Source organism: Mucilaginibacter sp. NFR10, from assembly GCF_900100445.1.
In the GTDB taxonomy this organism is placed as follows: domain Bacteria; phylum Bacteroidota; class Bacteroidia; order Sphingobacteriales; family Sphingobacteriaceae; genus Mucilaginibacter; species Mucilaginibacter rubeus.
The window spans coordinates 39,033-58,525 of the sequence record NZ_FMTV01000003.1 but is presented as its reverse complement, the minus strand read 5'-3'; the positions used below and the strand labels follow the sequence as shown (position 1 = coordinate 58,525).

Genomic DNA, 19,493 nt, shown 5'->3' with positions numbered 1-19,493 from the left:
ACAGGCTTCATTAGTAGTTAACTTACATCGTCGCGCTCTTGGCCGCGCGGGGCCAGTTACTTTTTTCTTGATAAAAAAGTAACCAAAAAATCAAGTCAGCAGAGAGGCTTCTTTGCGCTCACCCTGCCCCAATATCCATCGCCCGGCCTTTTCCCTGCAAAACGGTCAGAACCACGGCTGCAATTATTTTGCCCCGCTTCGCCCACACATATCCCCAGCTTCTGCAAAAACTTGCTATGCCCTTTCCTTCGCTCAAGGCCACCATTGTTCTGCCCGTTTTTGCCCGAAGCTTACCTGCTGACAAAAATGTATTTTTTAAACATGTCATGGGTAGCTTGTCGGAGACTCGCTCGTAGAGGCTTGCCCGCCATGCTTCGACCGGTAGCGTGACATCTGTTTTTATCCTGTTATGAGTAAACACGATTTGCACCGCCACTTTATTGTAACATTTAACTATCTCCAACCTCCACACCTTTCAAAGTAGTTAAATATTTTGTTACTTGTAATGCCTTTATTTAAACAGTTATGCACAGAAGAAATTTCCTCAAAACCGGTTCATTAGCCGGGTTAACGATATCTACTTTAGTAGCGGCTTCCTGCAATCAGCCATCTGCCGAAAATAAAGCCGATGAAACTGCCGCTGCCGATAACAGTAAGGACGAAATATTTGAACTGAGCGAAATAACCATTACCGATCTGCAGCAAAAAATGCAGAGCAAACAGTTTACTTCAAGGCTGATTACCGAGCTGTACCTGAAACGCATTGATCAGATAGATAAAAAAGGCATCATGCTTAACTCGGTTATCGAGCTTAATAAAGACGCCCTGAACATGGCCGATGCGATGGATCGTGAACGTGAAAAGGGTAAGGTGCGCGGCCCGCTGCATGGCATACCGGTGCTGATTAAGGATAATATCAATACCGGCGACAACATGCACACCACGGCCGGTTCGATGGCGCTGGCCGATAATTTTGCCAAACAGGATGCTTTTATAGTGCATAAACTCCGTGAGGCGGGCGCGGTGATATTGGGCAAGACCAATTTAAGCGAGTGGGCAAACTTTCGTTCAACGCATTCAACCAGTGCCTGGAGCAGCAGGGGAGGGCAAACCAAATGTCCTTATATTTTAGACAGGAACCCCAGCGGTTCAAGTGCCGGTACCGGAACCGCCGTCGCAGCCAATCTTTGCGTTATTGGCATCGGTACCGAAACCAACGGCTCGATAGTGTCGCCGGCATCGGTTAACGGCCTTGTGGGCATTAAGCCAACTGTGGGCTTGTGGAGCCGGTCGGGTATAATCCCCATTTCCAAAACACAGGATACGGCCGGACCAATGGCGCGTACGGTTAGGGACGCCGCCATACTGCTTGGTGCGCTTACTGGTATTGATACGCTCGACCTGGCAACACTTGGTAGTAAAGGCAGGATCGAGGCGGATTATACCAAATTTTTAGACGGCAATGGTTTACAAGGTAAGCGCCTGGGGATTGAGAAATCTGCGCTTAATGATAACCCAACCGTTGTGGCATTATTACAGGATGCCATCAAAACCCTGAAAAGTAAAGGTGCCGAAGTGGTGGAGATAGAATTGAACAAGGAGCTAAAAACCATAGGCAAAAATGAATTTACCGTGCTGCTTTATGAATTTAAAGAGGGCCTTAATCAATACTTTGGCAATGCCAACAGCAAAATAAAAACCCTGGCCGATGTAATTGCCTTTAACAAGCAAAATGAGGTTAAAGCAATGCCTTTCTTTAAACAGGAAACGATGGAGTTAGCTCAAGCCAAAGGTGACCTGAACAGTAAGGAATATCTTGACGCAGTTAAGCAAACCAATACAGGTACCCGTAAAGTTATTGACGATATGCTGACCAAATATAAACTTGATGCCATCATAGGTACCACTAATGGCCCGGCTGTATGTATCGACCTGGTAAATGGCGACTATGATAATGGTTTTAGCTTTTCTGGCCCTGCAGCTATGGCGGGGTATCCGCATATTACAGTGCCCATGGGGTTGGCCCATGGCCTGCCGGTTGGGTTATCGTTTTTTAGTACAGCCTACAAAGAGGGCGACATCATAAAGTTGGGATATGCTTATGAGCAGGCATCTAAAAAGCGGGTAGCACCGCTGTTTAAGCCCGATCTGTTTGCTTAATTTTGTATGATGGAAGCAACGCTTACTGTTCCGAAAAAGATACTGGCCCGTCAGCATGAAATTACCGCCGACTATTTGAAAGCTATTGATAGGCATCTTGACGATGTGCTGAACAACCGAGTATTGGACATGTACGAGATCCGTGATTTTGCTGATGAAATGCATATCCATCCCACACATTTGAGCAATACTATTAAACTGACCACAGGTAAACATCCCTGTTTCTTTTTCGAAGAAAAAATCATGGGGATTGCCAAAACCATGCTGCAGGAAAACAAGGTCAGTGTAGCCGAAATAGCTAACCGACTTACTTTTGATCCGTCGAACTTTACCAAGTTTTTTAAGCGTTTTGAGGGAGTTACACCAAAACAGTATCGTGAACAATGGTTGGTAAGGAACCTTGATTTATAGGATTGGAGGATTACAGGATAAATAGTTAAAGAGTTATGCCGTTTGCAGACAATTCCCATCGTGATAATATTAAAAATATATTTTTGCAATGCTGCGCGGGGGGCGCGTTAGTGATAGGAGCGGATACCAGCCAAGTGGCTAAGGCTTGCGTAGTATGAGCTGATGAGCACGGGCCGCAGGCAACACCCATATTTAAAAAAAACGATCAAAAAAATATACTTAATAAATCAGTAACTTATAATCACGTCATTATAAGGAACGTAGCAACCGCACGGAAGCATGGCCACCCTGTAAAGTATGCGATTGCCGCGCTACGCTCGCAATGACACATCTTCTTTATTCTCCAATAACTTTTTAGACAGGAGATAAAGCCGGCTAATAACAAATGTTAAACATATAAAGTACCAGGCAGGACGTATTAACGCCTGTTATTATCCCTGAAATTTTGAGTACGCACGGCAATTTGTTCCAAAGTAAGTTCGCCGTATTTTTTAGCGCGATCTGCCCATTCGGGGGCGTTGTCAACCAGGTTATCGATAATTGATTTACCGTCGGGTCCTTTTTTGGTTACGTAATTTATTCCGTAAGCAACTGCAGCACCTATAGCAAGAGTTTTGATAAAGCCCATAATTTATTTTTCTTTTCTGATATATGACAATGATGATGCCAGTTTGTTACTTCACCTGATAAAAGCTTCTATATTTGAAGTACTTAAACACCATAACCGCTATATGTTTTTTATTTTTTCAAAAGTTCTTTCGTTTTTAATGAATTTGCTCCTATGGGTATTCGCAATTTTATTGATCGCCCTTTTTTCAAAGAACGTAAAACGTAAACGGAAATTTTTGCTTGCAGGTATTATTGTGCTTTATATTTTCTCTAATTCATTGTTACTTAACCTGGTTAGCTGGTGTTGGGATATCAGGGAAACCGCTGTACCAGTCGGTAAAAAGTATACCTGTGCTATAGTGCTGGGTGGTTTTAGCTCGGATGATGGCGATGGCGGCGGTTTCTTTAACTCTGCCGCTGACAGGTTTATCCAGGGTGTTCGTTTGCAAAAAACAGGTAAAGTCAGCCATCTTCTTATCACAGGAGGAAACGGGCTTTTGAGGCCATCGGGTTTTAGGGAGGCCGATTGGGTAAGGGAGCAACTCAGGGAAATGCAGGTTGCGGACAGTTGCGTACTAAGCGAACCGAAATCCCGCAATACCATTGAAAATGCCGCTTTTTCAAAAGAACTTTTGCAGCAGCATAAACTTAAAGGGCCTTATTTACTGGTTACCTCGGCATTTCATATGCGCCGTTCCCTGATGATATTTAAAAAACAGGGTGTTGACGTGGTTGCATACCCCTGCAATTTTTCCAGTCGCAGGTTTTCGGTATCTGCTGATGATTTTTTGCCCAATGCAGGTGCTTTAGCAGGCTGGGGTACTTATATAAAGGAAGCCATCGGTTATGTGGTAACCCGTTATTTTAAGTGATCAGCCTTGTTTAAGATGCGCCATATTGGGGGTAATACCCGGTTCCCGGCGGTTGTGTTTATTCCAATTGGCTATATCCACCAGTCCGGGTGGAGTTTGATAATGATTTGCGTTAGCGCCGCATCTTACTATAAATTTACCTTTAGCCTGTGCAATGACAGGCCTGCTGCCGCAGATAATGCAAGGCTCGCAAAAGATGGATACCTGAATTTTAATGGGTTCGCTCATAATAGACTAAAGTGCCATCAATCGTGTGAAAATTCAATACCAAGTAGTTGGTATTTTTAGCAGTGTGGCGCTGTTCATTTTTTAACAGGCTGGTGCATCATCAATTGTTCAATACTCTTTGCAATATCCCCGGGCTGCATAGCAAATTGAAGATATAGAAACCGCTCTCCCGGTACCACTACATCGGTACCGTTGTCCTTTATTTCCATGTTAAGTTTGCGATAGGTAAAATAAGGTTCGGGCCCTCTGATGGCTGTTAGTACGGCGGTTTCGTCCCAACTGTTTCGGCCGGTTGTGTTATTGTCTTTTGTAAGCGCTATCTGGAAGGCGTCTTTTACCGGGCTATTTTTTATTGATGTATTGTTGATCAGGCGGATTCCGGTCAGGATTTTTTCACCTATTTCAAAACCGCTAAGGGTAATAGGTGTAGGCCAGTCTTTAAATACTTTTTGCGCAGAGGCTGCGTCCACATTTACATTGTATTCGCTAAAGGTTTTACCGTCGGTACCTATTCCCGTAGCCATGGATGTCAGTTTTTTTACTTTCTTTTTCACCAGTTGTTCTCCATCCAGTTTGCTGTATTTATCAGCTCCCGATCGGAGCAGATCGGCCAGGTTCGTGAAAAATCCTACCGAAATAATAGTTACGCTGCCATCGGCTTGCTTTGCCAGTATCTTGCGGTAAAGGGCTACCGCTTCAACTGCCTGGCTGTTTGATTTTACGTTATGCGGATATTTGGCAATAATAGCCTGTGCCCAGTGCTGTGCACAATCTTTATTGGGTTTGTCTTTTTTTACAATACCTATGGGGATATTGGGCCTGCCAAAATAGGTATTGATCACACTGATGGTTGGTGCGGTAGTTTCGAAGGCATTGCAGGATATGGTTGCTAATATTTTGGCCTCACCCTTATCTTCAAAGGCATGCAGCATAGCCATCGCACCAACATCGTCATAATCTCCGGCAATATCCGTGTCGAAAATAACAGGGACAGGGCTGTGTTTTTGCGCTTTGACAAAGTTGAGGTTAAAAATAAATGCCAGGATGAGTAATGCTGATTTGAATTTCATTGTATGCAATAAAATAAAAGGTAGTTAGGCCCGAAAAAAGATGTATCGGCAAATAAATGGTTTATGAATAACCGGTAAATAAATCTCGCATTATTTAATTACTTTGGCAAGTATTAATTTATAACGAACGACGCTAATCAAATGACTTATTGCCTGGGAATTAAAGTTAAAGAGGGCTTATTGGCCATTGCCGATACCCGTATAACTTCGGGGACGGATACCACTGTAAAAAAGAAGATCACTATAGAACAAAAGGATCATTTTTCGCTGTTTATCATGACCAGCGGTTTGCGCTCGGTGCGTGATAAGGCCGTGATATATTTTAATGAATTATTGGAGACAGCCGAGTTTAATAAGATGTATAAGGCCGTGAATGCATTTGGCGAACAGGTAAAGCGTGCCGCACAGGAAGATAAAGCGTCGCTTGATGCAGCCGGGTTACGATTTGACCTGAATACCATCATTGGCGGGCAACTGCGCGATGATGATGAACACAAGCTTTTTTTGCTATATCCCGAAGGAAACTGGGTGGAGTTAGGGCAGGGGGCGCCATACGTGGTTATCGGAAATTCGGGGCATGGTAAAGCTATCCTTAACCGTATCCTTAATGAAGATTCGAGCCTGAAACTGGCGCTAAAAACAGGTTTTCTTTCATTCGATTCAACAAGGGTGAGCTCGAACAATGTCGATTTTCCGATAGATGTGGCTGTTTATAAAAAGGATAGTTTCAATATTGTTGAGCAGCGTTATAATAAGCAGGACCTTGAACATATCTCAACCCAATGGGCCGAGGAACTGAAACTGGCACTTGAGCATATTTCGGAGGATTGGATGGATGCCACATTTAACAAATTAGAAGAAATAAAAACAGAAAGCTGATAACATGAAATTCGATGTGTTTACCCAAATGGAATATGTAGTACGGTCGCCGGGCACATTGATTTTAAACATACACGCGTTACGCAGCCCAAATCAAACGGTAATAAGTGAAGAATTTGGCCTGGAACCATATATCAAGTTTGAAGAGCTGCAAACCCTGCAAGGCGAAAATCGTTTGGTACGTTTTGATGTAAGTGCCGATACGCCCAATATTAAAGTTACCTACAAAGCTACAGTTGATAATTGTTATGAAATAACCAATTTCGGTAATTTACAGGAAACCCACGTTTCTGAGCTGCCTTCGCCGGTGCTGCCATATTTAAATCCAAGCCGCTATTGTCAGTCGGACAAATTATACCGGCTTGCACATAATATGTTCGGGCATGTTACCAACCCTTTTGAGCAGGTGGTTGAATTAACCAACTGGATCAATAAAAACGTACAATATTTAAGCGGATCAACCAATTCACAAACATCAGCTTTTGATACCGTTACCGAGCAGGCCGGCGTTTGCCGTGATTTTGCACACTTGGGCATTGCCCTTTGCCGTGCGCTTACCATACCTGCCCGCTATTTTACAGGGTACGCCTATCATCTTAAACCTGCCGATTTCCACGCCTGCTTTGAGGCTTATCTTGGCGGCAAGTGGATCCTGTTTGATGCAACGCGGCTGATACCTTTAAACGGCCTTATCAAAATAGCTACCGGCCATGATGCTGCCGACTCGGCCATAGCCAATATTTTTGGCGATGTTACTTTTACCACCATGCAGGTAAGTTGTGAACTTGCCGAAGACGGTTTTGAGCCCTTTTATTATAGTGATGGGGAATTTAATGGGTTGTCGTATTTGTAAAAAGAAGCCTCATCTCCAGGAGAGAGGGACCTTAAAAGTCTCCCCTACCGGGGGAGATTTAGAGGGGGCTTACTTTTTTCCCTTTTTTACCGGTACTTTTTTGTTTTCTCTTATAGCATAGATCCAGTTAATTGCCAGTACTGCTACACAGATCAGTAACCCGAAAAACTCACGCACTTCTTCAATCCAGGGCTTTTCGGCTTTCATGGTTTGTACAAGGCTTTCGGCATGATGGAACTTAAACCAGTCGATAAGGCCGTTGTTATCAAATATCTTATAAATGGCATAACCTGTAAAAATGATTATGCCGGCTGCATAGCCAATGGGGTAAAACTCTTTTTTTGCTGCCAGGTAGCAAAACCAGGCACAATAAAGGTAAATGGGCATCCAAAGGTAAGGGTCTGGATCGTTATACTGTAAACCTGCAAAAATGACAAAAAGTACAACCCATATGATATTGAAGATCTTCATAAGTAAAAAGTAATTGCAATAATTTATACTGGTTATGGTGCTTAATATACAGGTTAAGCAATGCTAAATATATGAAAATATGTTTCAGTACTTAAATAAGGAAATAACAATTATTGGTACCCATTACCGCCCAATGCATTATCAAAATTATATCCGCCTTAACATTAATTAAATATTGTTCAAACATTTTTTAACCTAATTCACTTCATCCTTTATAACTTTCGTAGCTGTATCTTTTAAATTGTTAGTGTATATGACTTTAACGGATTACCATTTTACCAGGCAATACTCCGGAAGGTTAGGAATTATACTGCCGCTTTTACTGTTCATGCTTTTCTGCAGCCGGCAAGTAGGGGCCCAGGTTAATATTTTTGACCTGCGTAAGGAAAAAGATACCATAACACGATTTTCAGATCCGCCGGCAAAACAGAAACGTTTTGGAAGGGCTGCCTTAGGGCTTGGCCTCGCCGAGATTGCGCCCTGGACATATGATCGCTATATAGTCAACGTTGATTATGCCCGGATTTCCTGGAAAACAACAGGCCATAACCTGAACCCAGGCAGTTGGACCTGGGACAATGATCCGTTTCAAACCAACCAGTTTGGACATCCATATCACGGCAGCATGTTTTATAGCGCTTTCAGGAGTAATGGTTATAGTTTTTGGCAATCAGTACCGGCTACTATGGCGGGCAGTTACCTGTGGGAAACATTTGCCGAAAACCAGGCACCCGCCCCTAACGATTTTATCAACACCAGCTTTGGCGGCATCGTATTGGGCGAAATGACCTATCGGCTATCAAATAAGATCATTAATAACCACCGCCGCGGTTTTAAACGGCAGGCCAGTGAGGTGCTGGGTTTTTTGGTTAACCCGATGAATGGCCTTAACCGCATTATTGATGGAAAATGGGGAAAGGTTGTTGGGCCGGCAAATAGGTCGCAGGATGATTCATCGAAAGTAAGTGCCGAATTTGATCTGGGCGCACGTAAGTTTAACAGCGGCAACCAGGGATTGTTAACCCACGGACGGTTTGGTTGGTTTGGCCGGGCGAAGCTGCTTTACGGCGCTTCTAACGAAAATTTGCACACACCTTTTAGCAATATTTCCATCACAGCCGAGTTTGGGAAGGACGATAGCAGTGCGGTTAATGTGATCAGTGTTTACGGATCTCTTGCAGGATGGGACGTGTCGTTATCGGATAGCGTGGAGAACCTGATCATCATATCAGCTAATTATGATTACATACGCAATGCTGCGTTCTTTTACGGAGGACAAAGCGTAAAGGCTAATCTACTATCTGAATTTAAATTATTGAATGGCTTTAAAGTGAATACAGCGGTGGGTGCGGGGCTTATCATTTTAGGAGCCGCTCCCGATCCCTACCTGTATAGGGGGCGCAATTATGATTACGGCTCGGGTTTTGCCATAAACGGCAGAGCCGGTTTTAATATAGGTAACAGATTTTATTATAGTATTAATTATCGCGGTAGCTGGCTCATGACTATTAATGGTAATAAGTCGCATTATTTTTTACATACCATAACCAATGAGATAAGTTACCGCGTGTTAAAAGATCTCTCGATAAGTGCCGAACCCGGATATTTCAGGCTGGAAGGAAACTATAAAAATCACCCGGATGTAGACAAAATTTACCCGTACCTGCGGATCTCAACAAGGTACAGAGTTAACCTGTAAGCTATAAAAAAAAGGATTGGAAAAATTTGATGTCGCGGGCAGATTCGAACTGCCGTTTAGGGTATTGCGGACCCCCACCTATCCTCTCGGTCACGCGACTTGAAAACCATAAAAATTCACTTAATCAGATCGGTTGTGGGGTGTAGATATAATTATCTCTCTCCCGTTTTGCACAGGAGCAGGAATTAGCACCTTTTACATTATGCGGATGTACAGGTTGCTAAGACGTCTTTGGGCCTTTCCCTCAGTCTTTCTTGATAAGTTATTAAAGAACACTTTGTCGTTGTTGACAATGCAAATGTAGTAATAAATTATATAATTCCTATAGTTTTAGTAGTTTAATTGATTTTTATTTCTTTTTTGTTGATTTTGAGATGGATAAATTTATTGATGCTGCCTCAGCCCAATACTTTTTGGGGGATTTCCGATAGAAATATTTGGAAAAAAACTGAAATGGTCACCATTTAATCTGAAGTAGTCACCATAATTTTCATTCCCAACTATTGCACCTTTGTATTGTTAAAACATTAAAAAAAACATCACAATGGGAACAAATAAAATTGCACTGATAACCGGCGGAAGCCGCGGGCTTGGAAAAAATGCGGCATTGCACCTGGCTAAAAAAGGTATTGATGTAATAGTTACTTATCGCAGTAAAAAGGAAGAAGCTGAAGCAGTAGTTGCAGAAATTGAATCGGCAGGGCAAAAGGCTGCTACTTTACAACTGGATACAGGTATCGTATCCACCTTTGATGCTTTCATTACAAAACTGAAAGCAACCCTGAGCGAAAAATGGAACCGTGATACCTTTGATTTTCTGATCAATAATGCAGGTATCGACGCTGCCTCGCCATTTGCACAAACCACCGAAGAAGATTTTGACAACCTGTTTAATGTTCATTTTAAAGGTGTTTACTTTTTAACCCAAAAAAGCTTACCGGTAATTGCCGACGGCGGCCGGATCATTAATTTTTCGACCGGGCTGGCCCGTTTCTCAACTCCGGGGTATGCCGCTTATGCCTCCATGAAAGGTGCCATCGAGGTATTCACCAAATATCTGGCAAAAGAATTGGGCAGCCGTGGTATAGCCGCAAATGTTGTGGCTCCGGGTATTATTCAAACCGATTTTACCAAAGCGGCATTTGATTCGCATCCTGGTTTGGAAGAAATGATGTCGAAGTCAACAGCTTTGGGCAGGGTAGGCCAGCCGGATGATATTGGTGGCATAGTAGCTTTTCTATGCACTGAGGATGCCCGCTGGATCAACGCTCAGCGTATTGAAGCTTCGGGCGGGATGTTTTTGTAGTTAATTGTCTGAATCAGAATTTTTAAATTAACAGAATATAATGCAAACAAATTATTTATTCTGAAAATTCATTAATCCTGTAAATTCTGATTCAGACAATTTCCTATCTTTCGCACAAAAAAAGCACATGGAATTTGGTAGAGTAACGGACGAAGAATTACCCCGGGTTAATTTTACCTTGCCGGCCGATCCGCAGATAACTGTTGAAACCCTTGCCGCTGTGAAAAATGATATGCCTTTGCTGGTACATGTTGGCTGCGCAAAATGGGGGCGCAAAGAATGGATAGGGAAAATTTATCCGCCAAAAACCAAGGATGCCAATTTTTTAGATGAATACGTTAAGCACTTTGATTGCATTGAGCTTAACGCTACCTTTTACCAGGTTTACGGTCCGGATACCATTTCCAAATGGAAAGAAAAAGCCGATAGCAATCCCGGTTTTAAATTTTGCCCTAAATTTTCTCAAAGCATCAGTCACATCCGCCGGTTAAAAAACGCGGAGGATATCACGACCACGTATTATGAAGGCATTTTGGCCTTCGGCGATAAGCTTGGTCCGCTGTTTTTGCAGTTGAGCGATAATTACACGCCAAAGAGTTTCCCGGAGCTTAAAGCCTATCTTGAACAACTACCAAAAGATATTCCCGTATTTGTTGAGCTGCGCCATAAAGACTGGTTTGCCGTTGCCGAAAACCGCGACAAGGTATTTAATCTTTTCCGCGATCTCAATATTGGCTCTATCATAACTGATGCCAGCGGCCGCCGCGATGTGGTGCATATGGCATTGCCTACACCCCACGCCTTTATCCGCTTTGTAGGCAACAGTCTGCACCCAACAGATTATGCCCGTGTTGATGAATGGATTGAGCGGATCAAAAACTGGAAAGAGCAAGGCCTTAAATCGGTATGGTTTTTTATGCACCAGCATGATGAGCGCTACTCACCGGAGCTTGCTGATTATGTGGTTGAAAAACTAAACGACGCTTTGGGCACCCAATTAATGCGCCCTCAATTTATCCAGAGAGACGATAATAAGCCAACAGCCCAAACCTCGCTGTTATTGTAGTGGCTCTGTAGTAGCCGGCGGAATTTTCATAGCCGGGTTAAAGTTGGGGATCAGTTGCTGCACTTTATCAGCAGTTGAATTGTTCATATCCAGGAACGACCAGTTTTTGCCACCATCGCCGCTAACCGCCAATAGGTTGCTGTGCATGGCCATACGGCCTTTTGGGCTTGCCATAATGATAGTTTCGGGCAGCAGGCAATGGATTTCCTTCCCGGCTTTATAAAATTTACCAGGGGTGCCAACTGTAATGTTTTCAAAGCTGATGCCCGCAGTTTTCATTTGCTGCATAGCTGCACCAATCATGGCCGTCATTTTTTCTTTGCCTCCGGCCATTTGAATGGCTTTGGGGTAGGTATAATTAACTATGCTTTTATAATCGCTTTTAGTCATGCTTTGGGCCATTAGGGTTGCCTGCTGCTTTACTACGGCAGGGTTTTGGGCGTGTAAAGCCAGTGGCGATAATATGAAGATCAGGAGCCTGAATGCGTTTTTCATAGGATGTTTTTATCTTTTTGTAAGGATGTTATCAGCAAGCTGGCCGGTATCATCAACCTTGCTATTGTATTTAAGCCCCAATATCCGATTTACTAAATTAAAAACATCAACATTTTTAAAAGAAGGTATTTGTTTGCCTGTTTTAAAGGCGTGTCCCCAGGCCATGTTGTAGAAGACAGACTTGCGAAGTTTTTAAAACTTCGCAAGTCTTCCCCGGCTTTATCATTCCTCCTAAAAGTCCGGCAGATTCCAAAACTCAGCAACATTTGCTAAAGTTTATCTGGCCTGCTTAGTCTTCAACGCTTCCGCGATCCCTTTTTCAACCAATGGCCCCATTATCCGGTATCCTTCAACAGTTGGATGTACACCATCGGCAGCAAGGTTCTTCGGTAAGCCCTTGCGCTCGTCGGCCATGGCGCTATGGTAATCTACATAAACCATTTTATTGGCATCGGCAAAAGCTTTAATCATGGCGTTAAGCTGCACCACTTTTTGCGCAGGTTCCATACCGGGACGCCATGGAAAGGCATAGGCGGGCAGTACTGAACATAACACCACTTTAATATTGGCAGCTTTGGCCAGCAATGCCATGGATTGGATATTGCCAAAAATATCTTCAATATCTATCGGACCGTTATTTTGGGCGATGTCATTTATTCCTGCCAGGATCACCACGGCGCCAGGTTTCAGATCTATCACATCCTCACGAAAACGCACCAGCATTTGGGTGGTGGTTTGTCCGCTGATGCCGCGGTCAAAATATGGTTTACCGCTCCAGAAGGTTGAATCCCTGCTGATCCAGAAATCTGTAATGGAATCGCCCATATAAACTACACTTTTGGGGTTTGGGGCCGATGCTTTTACCTTTTCATTATCGGCCTTGTAACGGGTCATGTTTGCCCAGTCTTTATGAAATGCATCTTCCCATTGCTTATGGTAGGCTTCCCATTGATCGGCCCTTTCTTTAACTGATTTTACTTGAGGGTCTATGGGTTTTAAAAAACCTTTCAGATCGAGCCACTCGTTAAAGCGGTCTATCCAGTTGTCGGTAGGCAGGCTTTGTTTGCGCATGCCAAAACCGTGGCCTCCTTTAGCGTACATATGCAGCTCGGCGCTATGTTTTGATGCCAGCCATTTGCTATAAAGCTCAATACTGTGCGGCGCAAGGCCGAGCTGGTCATCAGTAGCTGCAGCTATAAACATCGGCGGCGCATCGTCAGGGATTTTTGAGATCAGCTCTGGAGGCACGTATGCATAAATAGGCGCGTCAAAATCGGGTTTGTTAGCTGCTGTGTAATTGAAAGCTGCGGCACCGGCCAGTGTGCCGCCTGCCGAAAAGCCCATGATCCCGATTCGTTGCGGAGAAACATGGTATTCGGAGGCATGTTCACGCACATAAGTCAGCGCTGCACGCGCGTCAGCGATAGCCAGCGGAATAACCGGCGCTACCTGTTTAGGGAAATCCTTCTGACTCATTTTGGCTATCAATTCTTTTACCGGATCGTTAGTTAAACTGTGAGCCAGCCTGTATTTCAATACAAAGCAGGCCACGCCCTGTTTATTAAGCCATTTTGCTACGTCATAACCCTCGCTGTTGATCGACAGGGTATGGAAGCCGCCGCCCGGGCAAATAACCACCGCGGTGCCGGTAGCGATGGATGAATCGGGCAGGAAAACACCCAGGGAAGGGTGCGTAACATTATAAACTACTTTGGTATTAAACGCGTTGCTGTCACTTTCGCCCTCATTCCAGGTCCAGTTTTCGGAACCGGGAGCTGCGCCGGGGTAAAGAGAGATAACTTTTTGCTGGGCCTGTACGCCAAGGGCCGACAATAGGAGTAAGGTGCCTATCAGTTTTAATTTCATGGGAGGGTTAATTCAGGTTAAATGTTGATGTGCAAAAATAACAGCATAAAGCTAAACTGCAAGATGCCTAAACGTTTTAGCAAAGATAAATTCCGTTTTTAATTACAGCATCTGTAACCTCGCTGTAAAATATCTGTTATCAGCATTATTGACAGATATTTTCGCTATCTTAATCATTCCTGATTTATATGGCCGCGGTATTTATCCATATCAAAAAATTGCTCCGGATTTTGCCGCTGTTAGTTTTGCTTGGTGCGTGTGCCAAACAAAAAAAAGTTTTCCAAAGCGATTGCAATAGTTCAAAAGATTATAAAAAGATTTCATTTACAGAGCTGGCCAGTCATATTGAAAAATATGATAAGCAATATGTTGAAGTGAGCGGTAAATACAAGGAAGGGAATGAGCAATCCGCGCTTTTTAATGACAGCCTGTTCTCGAGCCACGCATTACATAATGCCATTTGGGTTGATTTTAGCCAGGATTGCCCCCTTTATCTGCCGGGCACTCATATAGGTTTGTTTACCTATAACGATGGTCAGTTTATCGGTATGAATAAACGTAAAGTAACTATTCGGGGTGTGGTTGATGCAAGCGATAAAGGACATTTAAAACAATACAGAGGAACTATCGACAGGGTGAGCTTTATTGAGCTGTGACCTTCAACCCCTTTGAAAATAAAAACAATGTGCCCCGGTAACAGTTGTAATTATAAAACAAATAGTTATGGCTATCAACCCAAATGATATACCCGACAATGGCTTTTTTGACGAATCGGACGATGAAGAGATCATCAATCAAAATAAACTAAAAGGCTCAAACACGGTAAAAGATCCGGATGATTGGACAACCGGTGATGAACCCATGACCGGCGCGCAGCACTCCTATCTCAAAACATTATCTGACGAGGCCGGTGAAGAGTTTGACGGATCGCTTACCAAAGCCGAAGCATCAAAACGGATAGACGAGCTGCAGCATAAAACAGGCAGGGGCTTAAATAATTAATTAAAAGATAAGGAAAGCTTGTTGGTTTCGGCAAATGTTTTGAGCATGATTACAGCAGTATGGTTGTTATCGGACGCGACATTTTTATTTGCCGGATTAAGGAATCCTTCTACATTTTTCAGCAAGTCTGCATTTACCGACGCAAAAGCCATTGACCATTTTGGGAAAATTCTTTCCTCAATCATTCCGGTTATCATCAGGACAATGTTACGATGACGTGAATCAAGCTGGATGGCGTTATAAATTTTGTAAAGATCTTCTTTTTCGCCCTCAAGCGCCTGTATAAAAGTACCTTCACTGTATAGGAGCATACCGGTGACGTTATGGGCGAAATTTTTTATTCGTGCTGTTTGCAGCAGGTTCAATAATTCATCATCGCCCATTAATTTTTTAGCGGTACTTATATAAACAAGATATTCCATAGATGAGAAGAAATTTTGCCCAAGATACGGGAAATTTAGAAACGCAGATTTAATGTTGGGGTTAAATAGTCAGTTTTAAACCGTCATACGCCAGTTCGATACCAGCAGGCAGCTCTTTAGAAACATCAGCATGTTTGCCCAGCCTGTGGCTGATATGTGTAAAGTAGGTGGTTTCGGCCCCAATGTCGTTTGCAAAAGCTATGGCTTCCTCAAGTGTAAAATGGGAAATATGGGTTTCCTTTTGCAGGGCATTGATCACTAATATTTTTGTACCTTTTATTTTTTCCCTTTCTACATCCGGAATTGTTTTGGCATCGGTGAGGTAGGTAAAATCTTTAATCCTGAAACCTTTTATAGGCAATCTGTAATGAAACACCTCGATAGGAACGAACTCAACATTACCGATCATAAAGGGATCAAGCGCAATAATGTGCATGTTTACCTGCGGAATGCCCGGATATCCCGTGCCATCAAAAATATAGGGAAATTCACGCACCAGGGCTTTTTGCACCCTTTCATCAGCGTAAATATCAATCGGGGCGTTTTGTTTGTAATTAAACGCGCGGATATCATCCATACCGGCAATATGGTCTTTATGCTCATGCGTAAAAACAATGGCATCAAGGTGCTGTACTTTGGCACGGAGCATCTGGTACCTGAAATCGGGGCCCGAATCAATGGCAATTACCTTATCCTCGGTTTCAATTAAAACAGAGCTGCGCAGCCGCTTATCGTGCTTATCTGTTGAGAGGCATACCTCGCAGTTACATGCTATAACAGGTACCCCCTGCGATGTTCCGGTTCCTAAAAATGTTATGGTCACAGCTGCAGTTTAGTTTGTTTAATTTCCTGCAAAAACGCAATCTGTTTATCATCAAGCAGCTTGTAATCTACCTCAAGTTCGCGCAATAGTTCAACCAGAGCAAGGATCTTACTTTCCAGGTTAGAGAAACGGTTTACCACAATCATTTTACTGTTAAGCAGCAGGCAGGCGCCGGTTTTGAAGTTACCCTTTTCATAACGCACCTTGTAACCGGCCGTTTTTAACAGCAGTTCCAATTTCTCGAGGGTATGGTTAGTCGCGGGTAGCATTAATTTCAAAAGTAGCAAAAATGGGTGTATTTGCCCGGCTTAAATTGGCATTTGCATGTCACATTTGCTAATTTAATTTCTAATTTTATTAACCTGTTATACCCTAAAACCATCCGGATGAAGAACTTACTGCTTACCGTTACAGGCATTGTTTTTAGCATTGCTGTTTATGCGCAGCAAACCAAAACCTATGCCGAAAAGCTAGGCTGGCCTAAAGGCGCACGTGTAATTATCCTGCATGTTGATGATGCCGGGATGTCGCATGAATCAAATGAAGGGGTTGAAACAGCTATTGGTGAGGGTGTAGCCACTTCAACCAGTGTGATGATGCCCTGCCCCTGGGTGCCCGATTTTAAACATTATATGGATCAGCACCCGGGAATTGATGCAGGGCTGCACTTAACCCTAACTTCCGAATGGCAAAATTACCGCTGGGGGCCGCTTGCAGGTAAGGCAACAGTTCAGGGACTGATTGATAAAGAAGGCGCTTTCTGGCCCGGAGTAGTCGCCGTTTATTTCCATGCTACTGCCGATGAGATTGATAAGGAGATCCGCGCCCAGCTTGACCGTGCCTTAACCATGGGCTTTATACCAACCCACCTCGACTCGCATATGGGTACTTTATTTGCCAAGCCGGCTTTTCTCGAAAAATATATTAACCTCGGCATCGAAAAAAAGATACCGGTAATGTTGCCCGGAGGCGAGGATCTATTTTACCGCGAGGAAGCAAAGAATGCTACGATAGCACAGTTAAAAAAAGATGGTAAATATATCGACGGGATGATCATCGCCGAACCTGCAGAACTGGCAAAAGCACGCGAACTTGGTGAAATAGCCTGGAAGGGAGGTTTACCGGTACTGGACGATCTTGATAATTCAAGCTATGACTGGGTAATGCCCGATATTGACAAGGCTACTGATAAGGAACTGCAAAAATGGTACACAGACCACTATATCGAAAACTTCGACCGTTTTTCGCCGGGATTAACTATGGTATTGATGCATTGTACACAACCCTCACCTCAGTTTAAAAACATTTGTAACGAAGGCCAGAAACGAAAAGGCGACCTGCTGGCCATGACCGATCCTCGCCTGAAAGCTTATCTTAAACAAAAAGGCTTTATTTTAACCACCTGGAAAGAGGTGATGGAGCGTAGGGTAAAGGTGGGAAATGAGTAAGTTTGTGGCTTAAATCTATTGTTTCGTGCACATCAATATCTTCGGCGCTTCGGGTTCGGGCGTAACCACTTTAGGCAAAGCGTTAAGCAATAAACTTAGCTACCCGTATTTTGACAGCGATCATTATTTCTGGTTCCATTCCGATCCGCCTTTTACTAACCGGCGACCGCCCGAAGAACGAAATGCTATGATTAACAGTGAAATGGCTGGTAATGAAAACTGGATCCTTGGCGGGTCCGTCATCAACTGGAACAATAACTGGCGATTTGATCTGTCTGTATTTTTATATATCCCGCCAGCCATCAGGATTCGGCGTTTACAGCAAAGAGAGCTTGAACGTTACGGAGATATTATCTATACCGACAGGGAGCGAAATAAGCTTTATAATGAATTTATTGACTGGGCACGTGGCTATGATGAGCTTATCACCAACAGCCGAAGCCTGCATTCGCACAAGAATTGGATGAATAAGCTCACAACTCCTTTGCTGGTTATAGAAGGGGATACTACTGTGGAGGAAAGGGTAGAGGCTGTTTTAATGAAGATTAAGGCGTTAAGTTTGTAATATAATAACCGCGGCAAATAGTTCTTCGACCAGAAATGATGGAAGCAGTCTGCTTCCGAAGGCAAAATAATTTATTAATAGTTTGATACTTTGTGTGTTAAACTGAAAGCTTAACTTGTTTTAGGATGAAGGTACACTATCGCTAAACTCCGACCAGTAAAGGGACCTTTAGTGTAACCCCTTGTTTTTATAAATATTTGATTATCAGATGTATAAAATGTGATTTTTGAAATTGTGTTAACCCTGTTAACCCCCTTTGTACGTAGTTTGTAGTGGATGTACAACATACTACCGGAGTTGGTAAATGTTGTTCTGAATGAGAAGGTAAGTTTAACGTGATGCGAAATAATCCTTAACAGCAACCCCGGTTAACCGCCGGTTTCAAACAGCCATAAGTCGAGTCTGATTTATTTAGCTTCGGCGGCGGGATGCCGCGGAATAGTTGCCACCGGGCTGGAGCCGAGCGGCGGCGAAAACCAATAAAAAAAGCGGAAGGTAAATCCCCCGCTTCAAAATATCTCAATTCTTATGTCTCAAATCTGAGACAGGTTACCTTAAATCAACAACCTCAACGCCCGGGTGGCCTTTGGCATCCCAGGCAAAAGTTGCGTCAGGAGCAGGTACGTTAGGGGTAAAGGTGCGTACGGTATAAGTATACCTGTTGCCGTTTTTATCGAACAATAAAGCACTGTAGAGTTGTTTTTTTACTTTGTCGATGGTAAGCTTCACTTTAAAGATGGCTTTTTTATCATCTTCGGGTGTAAGCTCTATGTTTTGATAAACTTTGCCTGCTATCTTCTGTTCGCCGGTGTACAGGTATTTAAAGCCTTTTTCATACATCGTAAAAATCTGGGCAGGGTTATTTAGTCCGTCGCCGCTTTTGTCGGCATCGCTTACCTGTACCTCTTTATCTTTTTTAAGGTATGTCCACTGGTTTTTGCCGTCGCTCAAAATTTCTTTGTCTACTTCGGGTTTCACGGCTGCGCTGTAAAGGGTAACGCGGTATTTACCGGTTTTCGCCCTTGATATCAGGGTGCCGGTTTGTGTTTCTTTAATATTGGCCTGTTGGTTATTCAGGCTAAAGGTAAAATCGGTTTTAATAACATCGTACGACCGGTATTTTTGGCTTACCTGGTTTAAAATCGCTTTTGCCTGGCTGTCTTTTTGTGCAAAGGCGGTGCTGTATGTACTTATTGCTAAAATGGTATATGCTATGATCTTTTTCATTCAGTTTTATTCAACAACAAC

At 43.3% G+C, this 19,493-nt stretch carries 23 protein-coding genes and 1 riboswitch; of the genes, 12 read left to right on the top strand and 11 right to left on the bottom strand.

Annotated features, from left to right (window positions below):
• Positions 1-118 precede the first annotated feature (118 nt).
• Positions 119-463 carry a hypothetical protein gene (locus BLP33_RS11260; protein WP_090527883.1) on the bottom strand — a complete coding sequence of 115 codons (345 nt, stop codon included), beginning with the start codon at positions 461-463 and terminating at the stop codon, positions 119-121.
• 62 nt (positions 464-525) lie between these two features.
• Here BLP33_RS11260 and BLP33_RS11255 point away from each other — a divergent pair, with 62 nt between their 5' ends.
• Together BLP33_RS11255 and BLP33_RS11250 are read left to right on the top strand one after the other, a co-directional pair.
• Positions 526-2,160 (top strand): amidase, encoded by a 1,635-nt coding sequence (locus BLP33_RS11255; RefSeq protein WP_090527880.1) that lies wholly within the window; start codon positions 526-528, stop codon positions 2,158-2,160.
• A 9-nt stretch (positions 2,161-2,169) separates the two neighbouring features.
• Positions 2,170-2,571 (top strand): helix-turn-helix domain-containing protein, encoded by a 402-nt coding sequence (locus BLP33_RS11250; protein WP_090527877.1) that lies wholly within the window; start codon positions 2,170-2,172, stop codon positions 2,569-2,571.
• Between the two features lie 418 nt (positions 2,572-2,989).
• On the opposite strand, the gene BLP33_RS11245 is transcribed toward BLP33_RS11250, so the two are convergent.
• On the bottom strand, positions 2,990-3,199 hold the full coding sequence (locus BLP33_RS11245) for a hypothetical protein (protein ID WP_090527874.1): 210 nt from the start codon (positions 3,197-3,199) through the stop codon (positions 2,990-2,992).
• A gap of 139 nt (positions 3,200-3,338) precedes the next feature.
• Between BLP33_RS11245 and BLP33_RS11240 the strand changes: the two genes are divergently transcribed.
• Complete coding sequence (locus tag BLP33_RS11240; protein ID WP_175489995.1) at positions 3,339-4,052, top strand: YdcF family protein; 714 nt, start codon at positions 3,339-3,341, stop codon at positions 4,050-4,052.
• On the opposite strand, the gene BLP33_RS11235 is transcribed toward BLP33_RS11240, so the two are convergent.
• Both BLP33_RS11235 and BLP33_RS11230 read right to left on the bottom strand, forming a co-directional pair.
• Positions 4,053-4,280, bottom strand: coding sequence for a hypothetical protein (locus BLP33_RS11235; RefSeq protein ID WP_090527868.1), 228 nt, complete (start codon positions 4,278-4,280; stop codon positions 4,053-4,055).
• A gap of 74 nt (positions 4,281-4,354) precedes the next feature.
• Complete coding sequence (locus BLP33_RS11230) at positions 4,355-5,350, bottom strand: nucleoside hydrolase (RefSeq protein WP_090527865.1); 996 nt, start codon at positions 5,348-5,350, stop codon at positions 4,355-4,357.
• Between the two features lie 141 nt (positions 5,351-5,491).
• Here BLP33_RS11230 and BLP33_RS11225 point away from each other — a divergent pair, with 141 nt between their 5' ends.
• The gene (locus BLP33_RS11225; protein WP_090527862.1) at positions 5,492-6,229 is read left to right on the top strand and encodes a proteasome-type protease; all 738 of its coding nucleotides are present in this window, start codon (positions 5,492-5,494) and stop codon (positions 6,227-6,229) included.
• A gap of 4 nt (positions 6,230-6,233) precedes the next feature.
• Positions 6,234-7,082 (top strand): transglutaminase-like domain-containing protein, encoded by an 849-nt coding sequence (locus tag BLP33_RS11220; protein ID WP_090527859.1) that lies wholly within the window; start codon positions 6,234-6,236, stop codon positions 7,080-7,082.
• A 69-nt stretch (positions 7,083-7,151) separates the two neighbouring features.
• On the opposite strand, the gene BLP33_RS11215 is transcribed toward BLP33_RS11220, so the two are convergent.
• Complete coding sequence (locus BLP33_RS11215) at positions 7,152-7,553, bottom strand: transmembrane 220 family protein (protein ID WP_090527856.1); 402 nt, start codon at positions 7,551-7,553, stop codon at positions 7,152-7,154.
• A 253-nt stretch (positions 7,554-7,806) separates the two neighbouring features.
• Here BLP33_RS11215 and BLP33_RS11210 point away from each other — a divergent pair, with 253 nt between their 5' ends.
• From BLP33_RS11210 to BLP33_RS11200, 3 genes are all read left to right on the top strand, one after another.
• Entirely contained in the window at positions 7,807-9,252 is a 1,446-nt protein-coding gene (locus BLP33_RS11210) for a DUF3943 domain-containing protein (protein WP_090527853.1), read from the top strand.
• Between the two features lie 149 nt (positions 9,253-9,401).
• Positions 9,402-9,516, bottom strand: a riboswitch (SAM riboswitch).
• A gap of 280 nt (positions 9,517-9,796) precedes the next feature.
• Positions 9,797-10,558, top strand: coding sequence for an SDR family oxidoreductase (locus BLP33_RS11205; RefSeq protein WP_090527848.1), 762 nt, complete (start codon positions 9,797-9,799; stop codon positions 10,556-10,558).
• 127 nt (positions 10,559-10,685) lie between these two features.
• On the top strand, positions 10,686-11,624 hold the full coding sequence (locus BLP33_RS11200) for a DUF72 domain-containing protein (protein WP_090527844.1): 939 nt from the start codon (positions 10,686-10,688) through the stop codon (positions 11,622-11,624).
• Here the strand turns inward: BLP33_RS11200 and BLP33_RS11195 are convergent.
• Entirely contained in the window at positions 11,616-12,119 is a 504-nt protein-coding gene (locus BLP33_RS11195; protein ID WP_090527841.1) for a hypothetical protein, read from the bottom strand. The genes BLP33_RS11200 and BLP33_RS11195 overlap by 9 nt on opposite strands.
• A gap of 276 nt (positions 12,120-12,395) precedes the next feature.
• Complete coding sequence (locus tag BLP33_RS11190) at positions 12,396-13,985, bottom strand: GDSL-type esterase/lipase family protein (protein ID WP_090527837.1); 1,590 nt, start codon at positions 13,983-13,985, stop codon at positions 12,396-12,398.
• A gap of 188 nt (positions 13,986-14,173) precedes the next feature.
• Here BLP33_RS11190 and BLP33_RS11185 point away from each other — a divergent pair, with 188 nt between their 5' ends.
• Positions 14,174-14,641 (top strand): hypothetical protein, encoded by a 468-nt coding sequence (locus tag BLP33_RS11185; protein ID WP_090527833.1) that lies wholly within the window; start codon positions 14,174-14,176, stop codon positions 14,639-14,641.
• A 67-nt stretch (positions 14,642-14,708) separates the two neighbouring features.
• The gene (locus BLP33_RS11180) at positions 14,709-14,987 is read left to right on the top strand and encodes a DUF3072 domain-containing protein (RefSeq protein WP_090527829.1); all 279 of its coding nucleotides are present in this window, start codon (positions 14,709-14,711) and stop codon (positions 14,985-14,987) included.
• On the opposite strand, the gene BLP33_RS11175 is transcribed toward BLP33_RS11180, so the two are convergent.
• The 3 genes from BLP33_RS11175 to BLP33_RS11165 form a co-directional block, all read right to left on the bottom strand.
• On the bottom strand, positions 14,984-15,409 hold the full coding sequence (locus BLP33_RS11175; protein WP_090527826.1) for a BLUF domain-containing protein: 426 nt from the start codon (positions 15,407-15,409) through the stop codon (positions 14,984-14,986). The genes BLP33_RS11180 and BLP33_RS11175 overlap by 4 nt on opposite strands.
• 61 nt (positions 15,410-15,470) lie before the next feature.
• Positions 15,471-16,232, bottom strand: a complete 762-nt coding sequence (locus BLP33_RS11170) for an MBL fold metallo-hydrolase (RefSeq protein ID WP_090527823.1) — start codon at positions 16,230-16,232, stop codon at positions 15,471-15,473.
• Entirely contained in the window at positions 16,229-16,501 is a 273-nt protein-coding gene (locus BLP33_RS11165) for a hypothetical protein (protein WP_090527819.1), read from the bottom strand. Before BLP33_RS11165 ends, BLP33_RS11170 begins: the two co-directional genes overlap by 4 nt.
• A 117-nt stretch (positions 16,502-16,618) precedes the next feature.
• On the opposite strand from BLP33_RS11165, the gene BLP33_RS11160 reads away from it, so the two are divergent.
• Together BLP33_RS11160 and BLP33_RS11155 are read left to right on the top strand one after the other, a co-directional pair.
• Positions 16,619-17,680, top strand: coding sequence for a polysaccharide deacetylase family protein (locus BLP33_RS11160; RefSeq protein ID WP_090529611.1), 1,062 nt, complete (start codon positions 16,619-16,621; stop codon positions 17,678-17,680).
• A 25-nt stretch (positions 17,681-17,705) separates the two neighbouring features.
• Entirely contained in the window at positions 17,706-18,245 is a 540-nt protein-coding gene (locus BLP33_RS11155; protein WP_090527815.1) for an AAA family ATPase, read from the top strand.
• A gap of 549 nt (positions 18,246-18,794) precedes the next feature.
• Here BLP33_RS11155 and BLP33_RS11150 read toward each other — a convergent pair.
• Positions 18,795-19,472, bottom strand: a complete 678-nt coding sequence (locus tag BLP33_RS11150; RefSeq protein ID WP_090527812.1) for an outer membrane lipoprotein periplasmic chaperone LolA1 — start codon at positions 19,470-19,472, stop codon at positions 18,795-18,797.
• Between the last annotated feature and the right edge of the window lie 21 nt (positions 19,473-19,493).